The organism is Streptomyces sp. SID13726, assembly GCF_010548375.1.
Classification (GTDB): Bacteria; Actinomycetota; Actinomycetes; order Streptomycetales; family Streptomycetaceae; genus Streptomyces.
In genome coordinates, this window is sequence record NZ_JAAGLY010000009.1 from 199,585 (window position 1) to 218,297 (window position 18,713).

The window sequence follows — 18,713 nt, forward strand, 5'->3', positions numbered from 1 at the left end:
CGATGGGTTACCGCATCCTGGAGACCGAGGACATCCCGGCGTACCTGCGCGAGCGCGGCCACTGGGACGGCACGGACGAGCCGGAGGTCCGCGAGGTCTCCGACGGCAACATGAACCGGGTCTTCCTCGCCTCCTCGGCCGACGGCACCCGCAGTCTCGCCGTGAAGCAGGCCCTGCCCTGGGTACGCGTGGCGGGCCCGTCCTGGCCGATGAACCCCGACCGCGCCGACGCCGAGGCCCGCGCCTACGAGCAGATCGCCAAGGTCGCCCCCGACAAGATCCCGGCCGTCCACGGCTACGACCCCGAGAACTACGCCCTCGTCATGGAGGACATGTCCGACCTGGAGGTCCTGCGCACCCTCCTGAACGAGGGAGCGTCGTACGGCCCCCGCACCTCGGCCCGCGTCGGCGAACTCGTCGCCCAACTCTCCTTCGCCACCAGTGACTTCGGCATGCCCTCCGCCGAGCGCAAGGCGCTCGTGGCCGCCTCGGTGAGCCCCGAGCTGTGCAAGATCACCGAGGACGTGGTGCTCTCCGAGCCGTACGTCGAGCACGAGCACAACCACTGGCACGAGGGCGTGGACGACCTGGCGCGGGCGTTCCGCGCGGACGCGGTGCTCCGCACCGAGGTCGCCGACCTCAGGCACCGGTTCATGACCAGCGCCCAGGCCCTCCTGCACGGCGACCTCCACACCGGCAGCATCATGGTCGGCGAGCGTGAAGGCGCCCATGTGGTGCGGGTGTTCGACCCTGAGTTCTCCTTCGTCGGCCCGATCGGCTTCGACCTCGGCCTGTACTGGGCCAACGCCCTGGTCTCGGAGGAGCGGGCGCGGGCCCTCGGCGGTCCGACCGACCACGCGGACCAACTCCGGCTGTCCTGGGAGGCGTTCGAGGGGGAGTTCCGCCGGTTGTGGCCGACCCGGGTGGACGCCTTCTTCGACGACGCCTACCTGGACCGCTTCCTCGGCCGTGTCTGGACCGAGTCCCTGGGCTACGCGGGCACCGAGATCATCCGCCGCATCATCGGCTTCGCCCACCTGACCGACCTCACGACCCTGCCGGACCCGGTACCGGCGTCCCGGCGGGCACTGCTGCTCGGCCGTGAACTCATCGTGCGCCGCGCGGAGTTGTCGTCACCGGACGCCGTGCGCGAGGTCGTCGCCTCACCGTTGTGAGCGGCGCGTCCCGACACGGGACGCGGCGGCCTGCCGGGGCACGGAGGGGTGGGTGCCGTCGTCCGTGCCGCGGTCCGCGAGATGGGCCTGGAGCCTGAGGTGCCGGAACTCGAAGTACGCCCCGGACCGGCGCAGCACCCCGCGCCGGTGGGCGTCCTCCAGGAACGCCATCAGCCGCCACGGCATCCGCCCCGTCGCCGCCAGCCACACCCGGGCCACCGCGAACCTCCCCCAGGCGCTCAGCGACAGCGCCGCCGTCCCCAGCGGCAGCCACAGCTGGGTCCCGACGTGGACCAGGCCGCCCCAGTCGCCGGGGACCGCCAGCACCGGCACACTCACGGCCGCCGCGATCAGGGCGACCAGACCGCTCCGGACGAGGGACGCCGTCCGGTCCGTCCGCAGCGAACCTCCCGGATCCGCCGCGCGCATCACGTCGGACGGCACGCTCAGCGCCCGGTAGACCCCGCACACACAGCCACCCACCACCCCGATCAGCACCCCGGCGGCCACGAACGGCGGCAGACACCGGGCGGCGACAGCCGTCACCGGCCCCTGGGTCAGCCAGGCCCGCGCCGCGCCCGGCAACACGGACCGCAAATTGGCGGCGTACGCCACAGTCACGTGTGTGTCGGCTCCGGACTCGGCGCCGGCCTTGGGCCCGGTCTCAGGACGGGGGCCGACCCCCGCCCCACCCCCACTCAGGGGCACCGTCAACCGAACGGCCACACCCCCCTCCCGCGCCACGAACTCCGTGCGCCGCGCGACGAACCCCACGCACCGCCGGTCGTGCAGCAACGGCAGCGTGCAGTCCGGAGGCCGCGTGCCCTCGGGGTAGGCGACGGGCCGCGCACTCCCGCCCGGCAGGAGCAGGGTGCCGCGCAGTGGTCGTACCGTGACCGCCGTGCGGACCCCGTCGTGGGCCGCGAAGTGCCAGCCGTCGCTCCACCGGCCGTCCAGGTCGGCCGCCGGACGGGCCTTCACGGCGGTCACCGCCACCGCGGCCAGCCCCGCAGTCGTGCAGGCCGTGACACCGACCAGCAGTGAGGCGGCCGTACCCCGGACCAGGCCCGCGGCGAACCGGCGGGCGATATGCCCGGCCCGGGACGCGCGCACGGTGTCCGGCCCGGCCCGCAGGACACCGCTCAGGGACAGCGCGCCGCCCGCCACCGCACAGGTCGTACCGATGATCACGACCCATGGATTGCCGGTCCGGCCCACCAGCACCGCCCCCACCCCGCCCACCAGCAGCGCGCCCCCGAAGACCCGGGCCACGGCCCGCCCGGCGCCCCCGTTCCAGGGCAGCCCCAACGGCACCGGCCGCCGCGGCAGCCCCGCGATGCCGAAGAACAGGGTGAACAGCAGCGAGAACAGACAGCCGCCCAGCAGATCGGGCAGCCAGCCGTCGGTCACCCCGCCGAAGCGGAAGCCGAACCGCAGGTCGTCGGCCCAGGCGAAGCAGGCCCACAGCGGCACGCTCACCGCCGCGGTGAGCCCGGTCAGCCGGAGCAGGGCGCGCGGGCCCGGCCGGGTCTCGTCGGCGGGCAGCAGACACGCCACCCCGAAGGCGAACCCCACGGTCTGCCCGGCCAACGAGGCCAGCACCGCCAGCAGGCTCTCCGTGCCCGCGAGTTCGGTCACCGCACCCACCAGGGTGACCGGCAGCAGCAGCGCGGACAGCAGGGCCAGGGAGAGCAGGCCCGGCGCGTACACCCCGAGGGCCCGCGGCAGCAGCGCGTCCAGCTCCCACCAGGCCAGCCGCCCGCGGCCCCGGCCGTGCAGCCCCCGGGCCAGCAGGGTGAGCCGGCGGACCGCGCCCTCGGCGGCCTCCGCTCCCGCCGATCCGTACGCGGCGGGCACGAACGCGCCCAGCAGATGCTCCTCGACGGCGTCCGGGCTCGGGAAGCGCGTCTCGTCGAGCAGCTCGGCCGGGTCGCGCGAGGTGTCGCCGTACACCGTGCGGGCCAGCGAGACCATGAGGGGCGTGGTCAGGGCGCGGGCCAGCGGATGCCCGGGCCGGTCGTCGAGCCGCCGCAGCACCGGCGTCCACGCGGTGACCGGCGAGCCGTCCGCCGAGCGCAGCGGGCGGGCCGTGCGCGCCAGGTGGGCACCGGCCTGTCCCAGGCCGAGCGGCAGCAGTTCGACCACCTCGGCGGCGGTGAGCACATCGCCCTCGCTGACGGCCGCCTCCCACGCCTCGCCCCGGCTGGTGAGCAGCAGCGGGAGGCCGTCGTCGAGTTCGGCGTTGAGCGCGCGGACCGCCTCGCCGTAGCAGGGCCGGGCCAGTTCGTCGAAGCCGTCGAGGACCGGCAGCACCAGCCCCGCGTCGAGCAGGGCCCGGGCGAGCGTGCACCGGGCCTGCTGCGCCGGGGCCGCCAGCGGCGGGTAGTCGGCGGCGAGCCGGTCCGCCAGCCAGGCCCGCAGCCCGGTCCGCGCGGGATCCCAGCCCGCCGCCGGGAAGAGCACCGGAACCGGCCCGCCGGGCCTGCGGGCCGCCAGCCTGCCGAGGACGAACCGCATCGCCAGCACGCTCTTGCCCGACCCCGGACCGCCCAGCACCACCAGCCGCCGGCCGGGCAGCGCGGCGAACGACCCGGCCATCTCCTCGACCCGGCAGTCACCCGGATCCTCGACCCGGCAGTCACGCGGAGCCGGTAGCCGCGCTCCCCGGCGGACGTTCTCCGGATGGTCGGCCAGCCACCGGTCGGCGGGCCGCCAGAGCACGTCGAGGGGCGCCGGGTCCTGCAACCGCCGTAACCGCGCCTCGGCGGACCACTGCTCCCGTACGGCGTCGGCGAGGGCGTCGGCCGCCAGCCGCCGTTGCTCGTCCGCCGACCGCGCGGTGGGCCCCGGGTCGCCCCGCAGGACATCGGCGACCAGCGCCACCACGGACACGAAGGCGCCGATGGCGGAGACCAGGACGCCCGCCGTGGCCGCGTCCCGCCACCAGAGCCGCAGCACGGCCGCGAGTGCCACGAGGGTGCCCCCGCAGACCAGCAGTCCGAGGCGTCGCCGGATCCGGACGCCGTGCCAACCGCCTCGCATATGCCAGCTCCCCATGACCGTGCCGCGTGGAAGCCTCCCGTTCTAGTGGCCGCCCCGACGGCGAACCGGCTGTTCGAAACACGTGTGAGGGAGCGCGCGGGAGTGTTCGAGGGGCGGGTGGGAGCGCAGCACGAAGGGGACGGCTCCCGCATCGGGAGCCGTCCCCTTCACGCCGTGGAAGGCGGTGTCACTTCTTGTCGAGCAGGTCCTGCACCTTCGCCCGGACGTCGTCCGTGGCCAGGCCCCGGATCGTCAGGGTCGTACGGCGGCGCAGCACGTCGTCCTGGGTCTCCGCCCACTCGTTGTCCCGGGCGTAGACGACCTGGGCCCAGATCTCCGGGGCGTCGGGGTGGACCCGCTCGCCCAGCTCCGGGTTCTCGTTCGCCAGACGGGCGATGTCGAAGGCCAGGGAGCCGTAGTGGGTGGCCAGGTGCTTGGCCGTGTCGGCGGCCATGCGCGGGCCCGGCGCCGGGTTGTCGACCAGCAGCCGGTGGGCGACCGCGCGCGGGTTGGCGACACCGGGGAGCGGGAGCTTCTTCGGCAGCGAGGAGATCGGCTCGAAGTCGTCGCCCAGCGGGGCGCCCGGCAGCGCCTCCAGCTTCTGCATGACCGTACGGCCGATGTGGCGGAAGGTCGTCCACTTGCCGCCCGCGACGGACAGCATGCCGCCACGGCCCTCCGTCACCACGGTCTCCCGCTTGGCCTTCGCGGTGTCGCCGGGACCGCCCGGCAGCACCCGCAGACCCGCGAAGGAGTACGTGATCAGGTCACGGGACAGCTGCTGGTCGCGGATCGAGAACGCGGCCTCGTCCAGGATCTGCGCGATGTCCTTCTCGTTGACCGACACGTCCGCCGGGTCGCCCTCGAACTCCTCGTCCGTGGTGCCCAGGAGCAGCATGTCCTCCCACGGCAGCGCGAACGTGATCCGGTACTTGTCGATCGGGGTCGCCAGCGCGGCCTTCCAGGGCGCGGTCCGCTTCAAGACCAGGTGCGCGCCCTTGGAGAGGCGGATGGAGGGAGCCGAGTTCGGGTCCTCCATCTTGCGCAGGTGGTCGACCCACGGGCCGGTCGCGTTGAGCACCAGACGGGCGTTGACGCCGAACTCGTCACCGCTCGTACGGTCCTTCAGGTCCGCGCCCGTGACCCGCCCCTTGGTGAACCGGAGCCCGGTCACCTCGGCGTGGTTGAGCACGACCGCGCCCGCCTCGACGGCCGCGCGGACCGTCATCAGCGCCATGCGCGCGTCGTTCATCTGGTCGTCGCCGTACACCGCGACGGCCTTGAGGTTCTGGGTGCGCAGCTCGGGCACGTCCTGCGCCGCCTTGGCGGGGGACAGGAGGTGGCCGACACCGTCACCGAACGCGGAGAGCGCGGAGTAGGCGAAGACGCCCGCCCCGAGCTTCGCCGCGCCGTGCGGCCCGCCCTTGTACACGGGGAGGTAGAACGTGAGCGGGTTCGCCAGGTGGGGAGCCACCTGGCGGGAGACCGCACGGCGCTCGAAGTGGTTCTCCGCCACCAGCTTCACCGCGCCGGTCTGCAAGTAGCGCAGACCGCCGTGGAGAAGCTTGGAGGAGGCGGAGGAGGTGGCGCCGGCGAAGTCGCCGGCGTCGACCAGGGCCACCCTGAGACCGGACTGCGCGGCGTGCCAGGCGGTGGAGATGCCCAGGATGCCGCCGCCGATCACGAGAAGGTCGTACGACGCCTTGGAGAGCTGCTCCCGGGTCTCGGCTCGGCTCGGGTTCGAGCCGGAGGCCGGGCGCGTGCCGAGGGCAGGCACGGACTGCAGGGTGGACTGGCTGGTCATTTCGGTTTCTTACTCCTCATCAGAGCGTGCGAGAGCCGTCAGGAGCTCTCGTCAGCTCTCCTCGTCCTCGAGCCAGCCCATGGTCCGCTCGACGGCCTTGAGCCAGCTCTTGTACTCACGGTCGCGGGCGTCCGCGTCCATGCGGGGGGTCCACTCGGCGGCCCGGCGCCAGTTGGCGCGCAGGTCGTCGGTGTTGGTCCAGAAGCCGACGGCGAGACCGGCGGCGTAGGCGGCGCCGAGGCAGGTCGTCTCGGCGACCATCGGACGGACCACGGGGGCGTCCAGGAAGTCCGAGAGGGTCTGCATCAGCAGGTTGTTGGAGGTCATGCCGCCGTCGACCTTGAGGGCCGCGAGCTCGACGCCCGAGTCCTTGGTCATGGCGTCCGTGATCTCACGGGTCTGCCAGGCGGTGGCCTCCAGAACGGCACGGGCCAGGTGCGCCTTGGTGACGTACCGGGTCAGACCGGCGATCACACCGCGGGCGTCGGAGCGCCAGTACGGGGCGAACAGACCGGAGAAGGCCGGCACGAAGTAGGCGCCGCCGTTGTCCTCGACCGAGAGCGCGAGCGTCTCGATCTCGGCGGCGGTGGAGATCAGGCCCATCTGGTCACGCATCCACTGCACCAGCGAACCGGTGACCGCGATGGAGCCCTCCAGCGCGTACACCGGGGCCTGGTCGCCGATGCGGTAGCCGACGGTGGTCAGCAGGCCGGAGTACGAGTTGATGATCTTCTCGCCGGTGTTCATCAGCATGAACGTGCCGGTGCCGTACGTCGACTTGGCCTCGCCCTCGGCGAAACAGGTCTGGCCGAACAGGGCCGCCTGCTGGTCACCGAGCGCGGAGGCGACCGGGATGCCGCCGAGCAGGTCGCCCAGGCTGCCGCCGGTGACCTCGCCGTAGACCTCGGCGGAGGAGCGGATCTCCGGGAGCATCGACAGCGGCACGCCGATGGACTCGGCGATCTTCTCGTCCCACTCCAGGGTGTGGAGGTTCATCAGCATGGTGCGGGAGGCGTTGGTGACGTCGGTGTAGTGCTTGCCGCCGTTGACACCGCCCGTCAGGTTCCAGATGACCCAGGTGTCCATGGTGCCGAAGAGGATGTCCCCGGCCTCGGCGCGCTCCCGCAGACCCTCGACGTTGTCGAGCAGCCAGCGGGCCTTCGGACCGGCGAAGTACGAGGCGAGCGGAAGGCCCGTCTCGCGGCGGAAGCGGTCCTGCCCGACGTTGCGGCCGAGCTCCTTGCACAGGGCGTCGGTGCGGGTGTCCTGCCACACGATGGCGTTGTGGACGGGCTCACCGGTGTTCTTGTCCCACAGCAGCGTGGTCTCACGCTGGTTGGTGATGCCGATGGCCTTGATGTCGTCACGGGTGATGCCGGCCTTCTGGATGGCCCCGGCGACGACTTCCTGGACGTTGGTCCAGATCTCGTTGGCGTTGTGCTCGACCCAGCCCGGCTTCGGGAAGATCTGCTCGTGCTCCTTCTGGTCGACCGAGACGATACGGCCGTCCTTGTCGAAGACGATGCAGCGGCTGGAGGTGGTGCCCTGGTCGATCGCGGCGATGAACGGGCCGGCGGTGTGGGCGTCGGTCACTGTGTGCTCCTGAGTTCCGTGAGTAAGGGACTGCCTGCTACTGCTCTACGACTGCTCTGCTGCGCGGCACTGCTCTGCGGCCGCTTCGGATGCTCTAAGCAAAAGCGATGTTGTAGATGCCCGCGGCGATCGCGGCGCCGATCAGGGGACCGACGACCGGAACCCAGGCGTAGCTCCAGTCGGAGCCGCCCTTGTTGGGCAGGGGCAGGAGGGCGTGCACGATACGCGGACCGAGGTCACGGGCCGGGTTGATCGCGTAGCCGGTCGGGCCGCCGAGGGACAGACCGATCGACACCACGACGAACGCGGTGATCAGGGCGCCCAGGGTGCCCAGGCCCTTGCCGTCGCCGTTCAGGCCCTGCGTGAGGACGGCGAGCACCAGCACGATGGTGCCGATGACCTCGGTGGCGACGTTCTGCCAGGGGACACGGATCTCGGGGCCGGTGGAGAAGATGCCCAGGACCGGGCCCGCGCCCTTCTCCTGCGCCTCGACGGCCTTGGCGGTGGTGGCCTGCGCGCCCGGAGCGCCGACGATCTCCTTGTCGGTCAGGTGCGCGTGGAACTGGCCGTAGTAGGCGACCCAGACCAGCGCCGCGCCGATCATGGCGCCGAGCAGCTGCCCGGCGAAGTAGATCGGGACGTCGCTCCAGGCGATGCCGTCCTTCTTGAGCGCGAGCGCCAGGGTCACGGCCGGGTTGAGGTGGGCACCGGAGAGCGGTGCCGAGATGTACACGGCCGTCATGACGGCGAAACCCCACCCGAAGGCGATGGCGAGCCAGCCGGCGTTGCGTGACTTCGAGGCCTTCAGCGTGACGGCGGCGCACACGCCACCGCCGAGCAGGATGAGTATGGCGGTACCGATGGTCTCGCCGATGAAGATGTCGGAGCTGGACACCCGCGACTCCTTTGTCCTTCGTCCAGGGGACCGAACCCCGGGTCCCTCCGGAGGTTCGAGCTGCCCTCGGGGTGAGAGCGATGCCGGCCCTTGGCGTTGTCACACTCTAGCGCGTATTGCCGGTAGGTGTTCGACAATGCCGACCGATGGACGGGAGTCTTGCTCCGGGGTTACGCGCACGTCAAGGGTTCTGTTGTCGAAAACACGATCGTTATTGACAGCTGTGAGTCAACGATCTTGAGTCGGCGATTTATGCCGTTGTGTCAGGGTACGACTGAGGGCCGGCACGTCACCCGACGTCCCGGCCCTTCTTACGGTCCTCCGAACCGGCCCTCAGGCGGCTCTCAGGCAGCCCTCAGAACCGCCCGGCGCCCAGATCCCGCGAGACCGCGCGGGCGCAGTCCCGCACCGCCGCGATCAGCTCGGGACGCAGCGCGCCCTCCTCGTCGGGCCGGCACAGCCGCTCCACCGCGCCGGTGATGCCGACGGCGCCGACCGGCATCCGCCGCCGGTCGTGGATGGGGGCGGCGATCGACGCCACGCCCTCCCAGGTCTCCTCGACGTCCGCCGCGTACCCACGCGCGCGCGTGATGTCGAGGATCTGCTCGAAGGGCTCCAGGTCGCACACGGTCCGGTCGGTGAACGCCTTGCGGTCGCTCTCCAGCGCCTCGCTGTGCGCCACCGGGTCGAACGCCGACAGCACCTTGCCCAGCGCCGTGCAGTGCAGCGGCTGCATGGCCCCGATCTCCAGCACCTGCCGGCTGTCGTCGGGCCGGAAGACGTGGTGCACGATCAGGACGCCCTGCTGGTGCAGGACGCCCAGATGGACGCTCTCGCCGCTGGAGCGGGCCAGGTCGTCGGTCCACACCAGCGCACGCGCGCGCAGCTCGTGCACGTCGAGATAGGTGGTGCCCAGGCGCAGCAGCTCGGCGCCCAGCTGATAGCGCCCCGAGGCCTCGTCCTGCTCCACGAACCCCTCCTGCTGGAGGGTGCGCAGGATGCCGTGCGCGGTGCCCTTGGCGAGGCCCAGGGACGAGGCGATGTCCGACAGGCCGAGTCTCCGCTCGCCGCCCCCGAGGAGCCGCAGCATCGCGGCCGCCCGTTCGAGCGACTGGATGTTCCGTGCCATCGCCGTCCTGCCTCCGTCCCCTTCGACAGCCGAGTGTTACGGCGTCGCTGCCACTGTTCGGCAATGCCGAACACTACCGGTCCATGCCGACCTCCCGCTAATGGTCGGCCGTCATCTGTTGCGTCACCGGTATCCCGCCGGTGGCCTGCCCGCCATCCTCGTCCGTCCCGTGGACGTGCCGACCATCCGGTGGCGGGCACGGCTACTCTGGCGTGGTGCGCCCAGCGTGGGACGTCTCGCGGGCGCCGTAAAGCCGACAGCCGTCGCAACTGAGGGAGCCCTTTCATGGCCTCGTCGCCACTGACCCCTTCCGCCGACAGCCGGACCCGTGTGTCCGCGCTCCGTGAGGCGCTCGCCACCAGAGTGGTGGTCGCCGACGGAGCGATGGGCACCATGCTGCAGGCGCAGGACCCCACGCTCGAGGACTTCGAGAATCTCGAGGGCTGCAACGAGATCCTGAACCTCACCCGCCCGGACATCGTCCGCTCGGTCCACGAGGAGTACTTCGACGCGGGCGTGGACTGCGTCGAGACGAACACCTTCGGCGCGAACCACGCCGCGCTCGCCGAGTACGACATCCCCGAGCGGGTCTACGAACTGTCCGAGGCGGGCGCCCGGATCGCCCGCGAGACCGCCGACGGGTACGCCGCCCGGGACGGCCGGCAGCGCTGGGTGCTCGGCTCCATCGGCCCCGGCACCAAGCTGCCCACCCTCGGCCACATCGGCTACACCACGATCCGCGACGCCTTCCAGCAGAACGCCGAGGGCCTGATCGCCGGCGGCGCCGACGCCCTGATCGTCGAGACCACCCAGGACCTGCTCCAGACCAAGGCCGCCGTGATCGGCGCCCAGCGCGCCCGCGAGGTCGCCGGTCTCGACGTCCCGGTCATCGTCTCCGTCACCGTCGAGACCACCGGCACCATGCTGCTGGGCTCCGAGATCGGCGCCGCGCTCACCGCGCTCGAACCGCTCGGCATCGACATGATCGGCATGAACTGCGCGACCGGCCCCGCCGAGATGAGCGAGCACCTGCGCTACCTCGCCCGGCACTCCCGCATCCCGCTCTCCTGCATGCCGAACGCGGGCCTTCCGGTCCTCGGCAAGAACGGCGCCAGCTACCCGCTCTCCGCGCCCGAACTGGCCGACGCCCACGAGACCTTCGTCCGCGACTACGGCCTCTCCCTGGTCGGCGGCTGCTGCGGCACCACCCCCGAGCACCTGCGCCAGCTGGTCGAGCGGGTCCGGGACGTCACCCCGACCCGGCGTGACCCCCGCCCCGAACCCGGCGCCGCCTCCCTCTACCAGACGGTCCCCTTCCGCCAGGACACCTCCTACCTGGCCATCGGCGAGCGCACCAACGCCAACGGCTCGAAGAAGTTCCGCGAGGCCATGCTGGAGGCCCGCTGGGACGACTGCGTGGAGATGGCCCGGGACCAGATCCGCGAGGGCGCCCACATGCTGGACCTCTGCGTGGACTACGTCGGCCGGGACGGCGTCGCCGACATGGAGGAGCTGGCCGGCCGCTTCGCCACCGCCTCCACCCTGCCGATCGTCCTCGACTCCACCGAGGTCCCGGTCATCCGGGCCGGGCTGGAGAAGCTCGGTGGCCGCGCGGTCATCAACTCCGTCAACTACGAGGACGGCGACGGCCCCGAGTCCCGCTTCGCGAAGGTCACCCAGCTCGCCCAGGAGCACGGCGCCGCGCTGATCGCGCTGACCATCGACGAGGAGGGCCAGGCCCGCACCCCGGAGACCAAGGTCGCCATCGCCGAGCGGCTGATCGAGGACCTCACCGGCAACTGGGGCATCCACGAGTCGGACATCCTCATCGACACCCTGACCTTCACGATCTGTACGGGCCAGGAGGAGTCCCGCAAGGACGGCATCGCCACCATCGAGGCGATCCGCGAACTCAAGCGCCGCCACCCGGACGTCCAGACCACGCTGGGCCTGTCCAACATCTCCTTCGGCCTCAACCCGGCCGCCCGCATCCTGCTCAACTCGGTCTTCCTCGACGAGTGCGTGAAGGCGGGCCTGGACTCGGCGATCGTGCACGCCTCGAAGATCCTGCCGATCGCGCGCTTCACCGAGGAAGAGGTCCAGACGGCCCTCGACCTCGTGTACGACCGCCGCGCCGAGGGCTACGACCCCCTCCAGAAGCTGATGGCCCTGTTCGAGGGCGCCACCGCCAAGTCCCTCAAGGCGGGCAAGGCCGAGGAGCTGGCCGCCCTCCCGCTGGACGAGCGCCTCAAGCGCCGCATCATCGACGGCGAGAAGAACGGCCTGGAGGCCGACCTCGACGCGGCCCTCCAGGACCGCCCCGCCCTCGACATCGTCAACGAGACCCTCCTGGACGGCATGAAGGTCGTCGGCGAACTCTTCGGCTCCGGCCAGATGCAGCTGCCGTTCGTCCTCCAGTCCGCCGAGGTCATGAAGTCCGCGGTGGCCTACCTGGAACCGCACATGGAGAAGACCGACGCCGACGGCAAGGGCACCATCGTGCTCGCCACCGTCCGCGGCGACGTCCACGACATCGGCAAGAACCTCGTCGACATCATCCTGTCCAACAACGGCTACAACGTGGTCAACCTCGGCATCAAGCAGCCGGTCTCCGCGATCCTGGACGCCGCCGCCGAGCACCGCGCCGACGTCATCGGCATGTCGGGCCTCCTGGTCAAGTCCACGGTGATCATGAAGGAGAACCTGGAGGAGCTCAACCAGCGCGGCCTCGCCGCCGACTTCCCGGTCATCCTCGGCGGAGCCGCACTGACCAGGGCGTACGTCGAACAGGATCTGCACGAGATCTACGAGGGCGAAGTCCGCTACGCCCGCGACGCGTTCGAGGGCCTGCGCCTCATGGACGCCCTCATCGGCGTCAAGCGCGGTGTGCCCGGCGCCAAGCTGCCCGAGCTGAAGCAGCGCCGGGTGCGCGCCGCCGCCGTACAGGTGGAGGAGGAGCGCCCCGAGGAGGGGCACGTCCGGTCCGACGTGGCCACCGACAACCCGGTGCCCGCCCCGCCGTTCTGGGACACCCGGGTCATCAAGGGCATCCAGCTCAAGGAGTACGCGTCCTGGCTCGACGAGGGCGCCCTCTTCAAGGGCCAGTGGGGGCTCAAGCAGGCCCGCACCGGCGAGGGGCCGACCTACGAGGAGCTCGTCGAGACCGACGGCCGGCCCCGGCTGCGCGGACTGCTCGACCAGCTCCAGACCGAGAACCTGCTCGAAGCGGCCGTCGTCTACGGCTACTTCCCCTGCGTGTCCAAGGACGACGACCTGATCATCCTGGACGACCAGGGCAACGAGCGCACCCGCTTCACCTTCCCGCGCCAGCGCCGCGGCCGCCGGCTCTGCCTCGCCGACTTCTTCCGTCCCGAGGAGTCCGGCCAGACCGACGTGGTCGGCCTCCAGGTCGTCACCGTCGGCTCCCGGATCGGCGAGCAGACCGCCAAGCTGTTCGAGGCCAACGCCTACCGGGACTACCTCGAACTGCACGGCCTGTCCGTCCAGTTGGCCGAGGCGCTCGCCGAGTACTGGCACGCGCGCGTGCGTTCGGAACTCGGGTTCGCCGGTGAGGACCCGAACGAGATCGAGGACATGTTCGCCCTGAAGTACCGGGGCGCCCGCTTCTCCCTCGGCTACGGCGCCTGCCCCAACCTGGAGGACCGCGCCAAGATCGCCGACCTGCTCCGGCCCGAGCGGATCGGCGTCCAGCTGAGCGAGGAGTTCCAGCTCCACCCCGAGCAGTCCACCGACGCGATCGTCATCCACCACCCGGAGGCGAAGTACTTCAACGCACGGTGACTCTGCTGTCGCTGAGCACACTGATCCGATAAGTCGTACACTGGTCGGTCCACTGGAGGCCGGTTCCCCGAGCGGGGGACCGGCCTGCTCGTCCCTCAAGGAGGTACGTGGATGACCAGCACGGTCCCCGCGCCCGTAACCCGTACGGCCGACGGCTCGGCACTCCAGGCCGTCCTCCTCGACATGGACGGCACCCTCGTGGACACCGAGGGCTTCTGGTGGGACGTCGAGGTCGAGATCTTCGCCGGCCTCGGCCACACCCTCGACGACTCCTGGCGCCATGTCGTGGTCGGCGGCCCCATGACCCGCAGCGCCGGCTTCCTCATCGAGGCCACCGGCGCCGACATCACCCTCGCCGAACTCACCGTCCTGCTCAACCAGGGCTTCGAGAACCGCATCAACCGCGCCCTGCCGCTGATGCCCGGCGCCACCCGGCTGCTGGCCGAACTCTCCGCCCACCGGATCCCCACGGCCCTGGTCTCCGCCTCGCACCGGCGCATCATCGACCGCGTCCTGGCCTCCCTCGGCCCCCAGCACTTCGCCCTCACCGTCGCAGGCGACGAAGTGCCGCGCACCAAGCCGCACCCCGACCCCTACCTGTTCGCCGCCGCCGGACTCGGCGCCGACCCGGCCAGGTGCGCGGTCGTCGAGGACACCGCGACCGGCGTCGCCGCCGCCGAGGCCGCGGGGTGCCACGTGGTGGCCGTGCCCTCCGTCGCCCCCATCGCCCCGGCCCCCGGACGCACCGTCGTGACCTCGCTCGAAGAGGTCGACCTGCCATTTCTGCGCGGCCTGATCGCCGTACGATGACGGAAATGCGTCGGGTGTTCACCCAGCGTGCCAGCGTGATAGCGGAGTAATTCCCCAGACGCCTGTCGGAGGAATTCGCAGCTCGCCGGATGGCCGAATTCCGGTGTGCCCGTGCCCTGTTATGGGTGTGACGTTCCCCACGCGACGGGGCCTCGACAGGCGGCCCGCGCTGTGCCGGAGCCCGCCTTCCGCCGGACGCGGGCGCACCCATGTGTCCCGATTGATGGACCCCTGCACTAATCCTTCCGCCGCCGGTCTTCCGGTGCGTCCACACCCGGTTCCGCTGTGTGATGGCGGCCCAACTCCGGTGACCGCGAGCCCTCGTGCAGGTGCGGACTAATCTCCTGGTGACAACATCGCCCTAACCCCGTGATCCGCCGCACCACCCATGCATGCCGGTTACACGGACCCGACAGCTCTGGAGAAACTCGAGCATGAACCGCAAGACTTTGGTGCTGCCGGCCGTCATAGGTCTGCTCGCGCCGGTGCTCGCCGCCTGCGGCGGGACCGACAGCGGCAGCGGCGGAGGCGACGCGATCGTCGTCGGCACCACGGACCGGTTCACCGCCACGAAGGACGCTCCCGCGCCGCTCGACCCCGCCTACGCCTACGACGTCGGCACCTGGAACGTCCTGCGCCAGACCGTGCAGACCCTGATGATCCAGCCCAAGGGCGAGGGCGCCCCCGTGCCCGAGGCCGCCCAGACCTGCGGCTTCAGCGACAGCGGCAACGAACGCTACGTCTGCACCCTGCGCGACGACCTGAAGTTCGCGAACGGCGACGCCATCACCGCGGCCGACGTGAAGTACTCCATCGACCGCGCCCGCGCCCTCAAGGCCGACTCCGGTGTCTTCGCCCTGCTCTCCACCATCGACACCGTCGAGACCAAGGGCGACCGCGAGGTCATCTTCCACCTCAAGAGCGCCGACGCCACCTTCCCGTACAAGCTGTCGACCCCGGTCGCCGGCATCGTCAACCCCGACGACTACGAGAAGGGCAAGCTCCGCGACGGCTTCGACGTCGACGGCTCCGGCCCCTACACCATGAAGGCCGACGTCAAGAACGACGTGCTCGAAGACGCCGTGTTCACCAAGAACCCCAACTACAAGGGGTCGTTGACGGTGAACAACGACAAGGTCGAACTGCGCTCCTTCTCCGACGCCGACGACATGGGCAGCGCCCTCGAGAAGGGCGACATCGACCTCACCACCCGCACCATGTCGCCCACCCAGATCAAGAAGCTCTCCGACGAGTCCGGCGGCGACGTCGACCTCGTCGAGATGGCCGGCCTCGAGATCCGCTACCTCGCCTTCAACACCGATGCCCCGAGCGTGAAGTCCCGCGCCGTGCGCCAGGCGATGGCCCAGCTCATCAACCGCAGCGAACTCGTCTCCAAGGTCTACGGCACCCAGGCCGAGCCGCTCTTCTCGCTGGTCCCGGCCACCATCACCGGCCACTCCAACGCCTTCTTCAACAAGTACGGCGACCCGAGCGTGACCAAGGCCAAGGCCCTGCTGACCCAGGCCGCCGTCACCACCCCGGTGAAGCTGACGCTGCACTACACGACCGACCACTACGGCTCGGCCACCAAGGAGGAGTTCGAGGACCTCCAGAAGCAGCTCAACAGCAGCGGCCTCTTCCAGGTCCGCATCGAGGGCACGCCCTGGGAGACCTTCCGCCCGGCGGAGCGGAAGGGCAAGTACGACGTCTACGGCATGGGCTGGTTCCCGGACTTCCCCGACGCCGACAACTACCTCGCCCCGTTCCTCGACAAGGACAACTTCCTCGGCTCGCCGTACGCCAACAGCGAGATCCGCAACACCCTGATCCCGGACTCCCGCCGCGAGGCCGACCGCATCGCCGCAGCCGGAAGCCTGACCGAGATCCAGGACATCGTCGCCGACGACGTGCCCGTGCTGCCGCTGTGGCAGGGCAAGCAGTACGTCGCCGCCCGCGACGACGTCACCGGCACCGCCTACGCGCTCAACTCCTCGGCGACGCTGCAGCTGTGGGAACTCGGTAAGGGTGTGAGCGGCTGACCGGCCGACGCATCCTTCGCCCCGGGCCGCGGCGGACGGGTCCGGGATTCCACAAGAATCGACGACAAGGCACTCGCACGTGAACAAGCGCATCCAGTGGCCGGTCCTGCCCCTCGTGGCAGGGCTGGCCTCCGGCCTGCTGACCGGTTGCGGCACGGAGTCGGGGGACTCCGGTTCGGGCGGCTCCTCCGTGGTCATGGGGATGTCCGACGACGTCCTCGCCACCGACCCCGCCTCGGGCTACGACCCCGGCTCCTGGCTGTTGTTCAACAACGTCTTCCAGTCGCTGCTCAGCTTCCCCAAGGGCGGCACGGAACCCGAGCCGGACGCCGCCGAGAGCTGCGACTTCACCGACGGCAGGACCCAGGTGTACGAGTGCACCCTCAAGGACGGCCTCAAGTTCAGCAACGGTGACTCGCTCACCTCAGAGGACGTCAAGTTCTCCTTCGACCGCATGCTGAAGATCAACGACGACGCCGGTCCCGCGATCATGTTCCCGATGCTCGACAAGGTCGAGACACCGGACGAGAAGACCGTCGTCTTCAAGCTGAACACCCCCGACGCCACCTTCCCGAGCAAGATCGCCTCCGGCGCCGGCTCGATCGTCGACCACACCCAGTACGACGCCGACGGCCTCCGCAAGGACGGCGGAGCGGTCGGCTCCGGGCCCTACAAGCTCGACTCGTTCGGCGACGACCAGGCCGTGTTCTCCGTCAACGAGAACTACAAGGGCACCGCCGAGACCCAGAACTCCGGCGTCACCCTCAAGTTCTTCCACGGCGACCAGGGCGCCCTGAAGACCGCCCTCACCGACAACAAGGTCGACATCGCCTACCGCGGCCTCACCGCGGGCGACATCACCGACATCGAGAACGCCTCGCCCGACTCCGGGGTCGAGGTCGTCGAGGGCACCAGCGCCGAGGTCCAGCACCTCGTCTTCAACATGGACGACCCGGTCACGGGCCAGATCGGCGTCCGCAAGGCGATCGCCTACCTGCTCGACCGCGACGCCCTCATCCACGACGTCTACCAGGGCACCGCCACCCCGCTCTACTCGATCGTCCCGGCCGGTATCGCGGGCCACAACACGGCCTTCTTCGACACCTACGGCGCTCGCCCCTCCAAGACCAAGGCCGCCGCCGCCCTCGCCGCCGACGGCATCACCGGCAAGGTGAAGCTCACCCTCTGGTCCACCCCGTCGCGCTACGGCCCGGCCACCGACCAGGAACTGAAGACGATCGCCAAGCAGCTCAACGCCAGCGGTCTCTTCGACGCCGACGTGAAGTCCGTGGCCTTCGACCAGTACGAGAAGGACATCGCCGCCGGCAAGTACGGCGTCTACGTCAAGGGCTGGGTGCCCGACTACCCGGACGCCGACAACTTCACGGCCCCCTTCTTCGGCAAGGGCAACGTCCTCAGCAACAACTACAGCAACGACAAGATCACCGGCACGCTCATCCCGCAGACCGCCGCCCAGCCCGACCGCGCCGCGACGGACGACCACTTCGGCACCCTCCAGGACATCGTCGCCGAGGACGTCCCCGTCCTCCCCGTCTGGCAGGCCAAGCAGTACGCCGTCGTCCGCGACGACGTCTACGGCCTCGAGTACTGCCTCGACGCCTCGACCGTGTTCCGGTTCTGGGAGCTCAGCAAGGGCTGATCCGGCCGCGGCACGGTCCCGCCGCCGCGCACACGAAGAGGGCGCCCCCTGTCAGGAACGGGGCGCCCTCTTCGCTCGTCACCGCCCGGCTACTGCGCGCCGGGCCGCACCAGACCGCTCTCGTACGCGTACACCGCGGCCTGCACCCGGTCCCGCAGCCCCAGCTTCGTCAGGACGTGACCCACATGCGTCTTCACGGTGGTCTCGCTGACGAACAGATCCGCGGCGATCTCCGCGTTGGACAGCCCGCGCGCCACCAGCTTCAGCACCTCGACCTCGCGGTCGGTGAGCGTGTGCAGGGTGTCCGGCACCGGCTCGTCACCGGACGGCAGATGCGTGGCGTACTTGTCGAGCAGCCGGCGCGTGATGCTCGGCGCCAGCATCGCCTCGCCCGCCGCCACCACCCGGATCGCCTGCACCAGTTCGTTGGCCGGGGCGTCCTTCAGCAGGAAGCCGCTGGCCCCTGCCCGCAGCGCCTCCACCACGTACTCGTCGAGGTCGAAGGTGGTCAGCACCAGCACCTTGGCCGGGCCGTCCCGCCCGGGCCCGGTGATCTGCCGGGTCGCCTCGACACCGTCCATCCGCGGCATACGGATGTCCATCAGGACCACGTCGGGCTGGAGCGCCCGTACCTGGTCGAGAGCCTGCAGGCCGTCTCCGGCCTCGCCCACGACCGCGATGTCCTGCTCGGCCTCCAGGATCATCCGGAAGCCGGTTCGCAGCAGCGGCTGGTCGTCGACCAGTAGGACGCGGATGGCCACGTAA

11 protein-coding genes are annotated in these 18,713 nt (G+C 70.7%); 5 read left to right on the forward strand and 6 right to left on the reverse strand.

Annotated features, from left to right (window positions below; genetic code table 11):
- Positions 1-2: 2 nt before the first annotated feature.
- Positions 3-1,175 (forward strand): S-methyl-5-thioribose kinase, encoded by a 1,173-nt coding sequence (gene mtnK / locus G3I78_RS24865; protein WP_164428261.1) that lies wholly within the window; start codon positions 3-5, stop codon positions 1,173-1,175.
- Here mtnK and G3I78_RS24870 read toward each other — a convergent pair.
- The 5 genes from G3I78_RS24870 to G3I78_RS24890 all read right to left on the reverse strand — a co-directional run bounded on the left by G3I78_RS24870 (position 1,164) and on the right by G3I78_RS24890 (position 9,638).
- Complete coding sequence (locus G3I78_RS24870) at positions 1,164-4,217, reverse strand: NACHT domain-containing protein (RefSeq protein WP_164428263.1); 3,054 nt, start codon at positions 4,215-4,217, stop codon at positions 1,164-1,166. The two genes, mtnK and G3I78_RS24870, sit on opposite strands and share 12 nt — an antisense overlap.
- Before the next feature lie 187 nt (positions 4,218-4,404).
- The gene (locus G3I78_RS24875) at positions 4,405-6,021 is read right to left on the reverse strand and encodes a glycerol-3-phosphate dehydrogenase/oxidase (protein WP_164428265.1); all 1,617 of its coding nucleotides are present in this window, start codon (positions 6,019-6,021) and stop codon (positions 4,405-4,407) included.
- Between the two features lie 51 nt (positions 6,022-6,072).
- A complete protein-coding gene (glpK, locus tag G3I78_RS24880) occupies positions 6,073-7,614 on the reverse strand; it encodes a glycerol kinase GlpK (protein ID WP_164428267.1) in 1,542 nt (513 codons plus the stop codon).
- A 94-nt stretch (positions 7,615-7,708) separates the two neighbouring features.
- Entirely contained in the window at positions 7,709-8,509 is an 801-nt protein-coding gene (locus G3I78_RS24885) for an MIP/aquaporin family protein (protein ID WP_164428269.1), read from the reverse strand.
- Positions 8,510-8,864: 355 nt separating this feature from the next.
- Positions 8,865-9,638, reverse strand: coding sequence for an IclR family transcriptional regulator (locus G3I78_RS24890; protein WP_164428271.1), 774 nt, complete (start codon positions 9,636-9,638; stop codon positions 8,865-8,867).
- A 285-nt stretch (positions 9,639-9,923) separates the two neighbouring features.
- Between G3I78_RS24890 and metH the strand changes: the two genes are divergently transcribed.
- The 4 genes from metH (at position 9,924) to G3I78_RS24910 (ending at position 17,948) form a co-directional block, all read left to right on the forward strand.
- On the forward strand, positions 9,924-13,439 hold the full coding sequence (gene metH / locus G3I78_RS24895) for a methionine synthase (RefSeq protein WP_164428273.1): 3,516 nt from the start codon (positions 9,924-9,926) through the stop codon (positions 13,437-13,439).
- 111 nt (positions 13,440-13,550) lie between these two features.
- Positions 13,551-14,249 carry an HAD family phosphatase gene (locus tag G3I78_RS24900; protein ID WP_164428275.1) on the forward strand — a complete coding sequence of 233 codons (699 nt, stop codon included), beginning with the start codon at positions 13,551-13,553 and terminating at the stop codon, positions 14,247-14,249.
- Between the two features lie 434 nt (positions 14,250-14,683).
- Positions 14,684-16,288, forward strand: a complete 1,605-nt coding sequence (locus tag G3I78_RS24905) for an ABC transporter substrate-binding protein (RefSeq protein WP_164428277.1) — start codon at positions 14,684-14,686, stop codon at positions 16,286-16,288.
- Between the two features lie 79 nt (positions 16,289-16,367).
- Positions 16,368-17,948 (forward strand): ABC transporter substrate-binding protein, encoded by a 1,581-nt coding sequence (locus G3I78_RS24910; protein WP_164428279.1) that lies wholly within the window; start codon positions 16,368-16,370, stop codon positions 17,946-17,948.
- Between the two features lie 89 nt (positions 17,949-18,037).
- On the opposite strand, the gene G3I78_RS24915 is transcribed toward G3I78_RS24910, so the two are convergent.
- Positions 18,038-18,709, reverse strand: coding sequence for a response regulator transcription factor (locus tag G3I78_RS24915; protein WP_020141342.1), 672 nt, complete (start codon positions 18,707-18,709; stop codon positions 18,038-18,040).
- Positions 18,710-18,713: the final 4 nt, after the last annotated feature.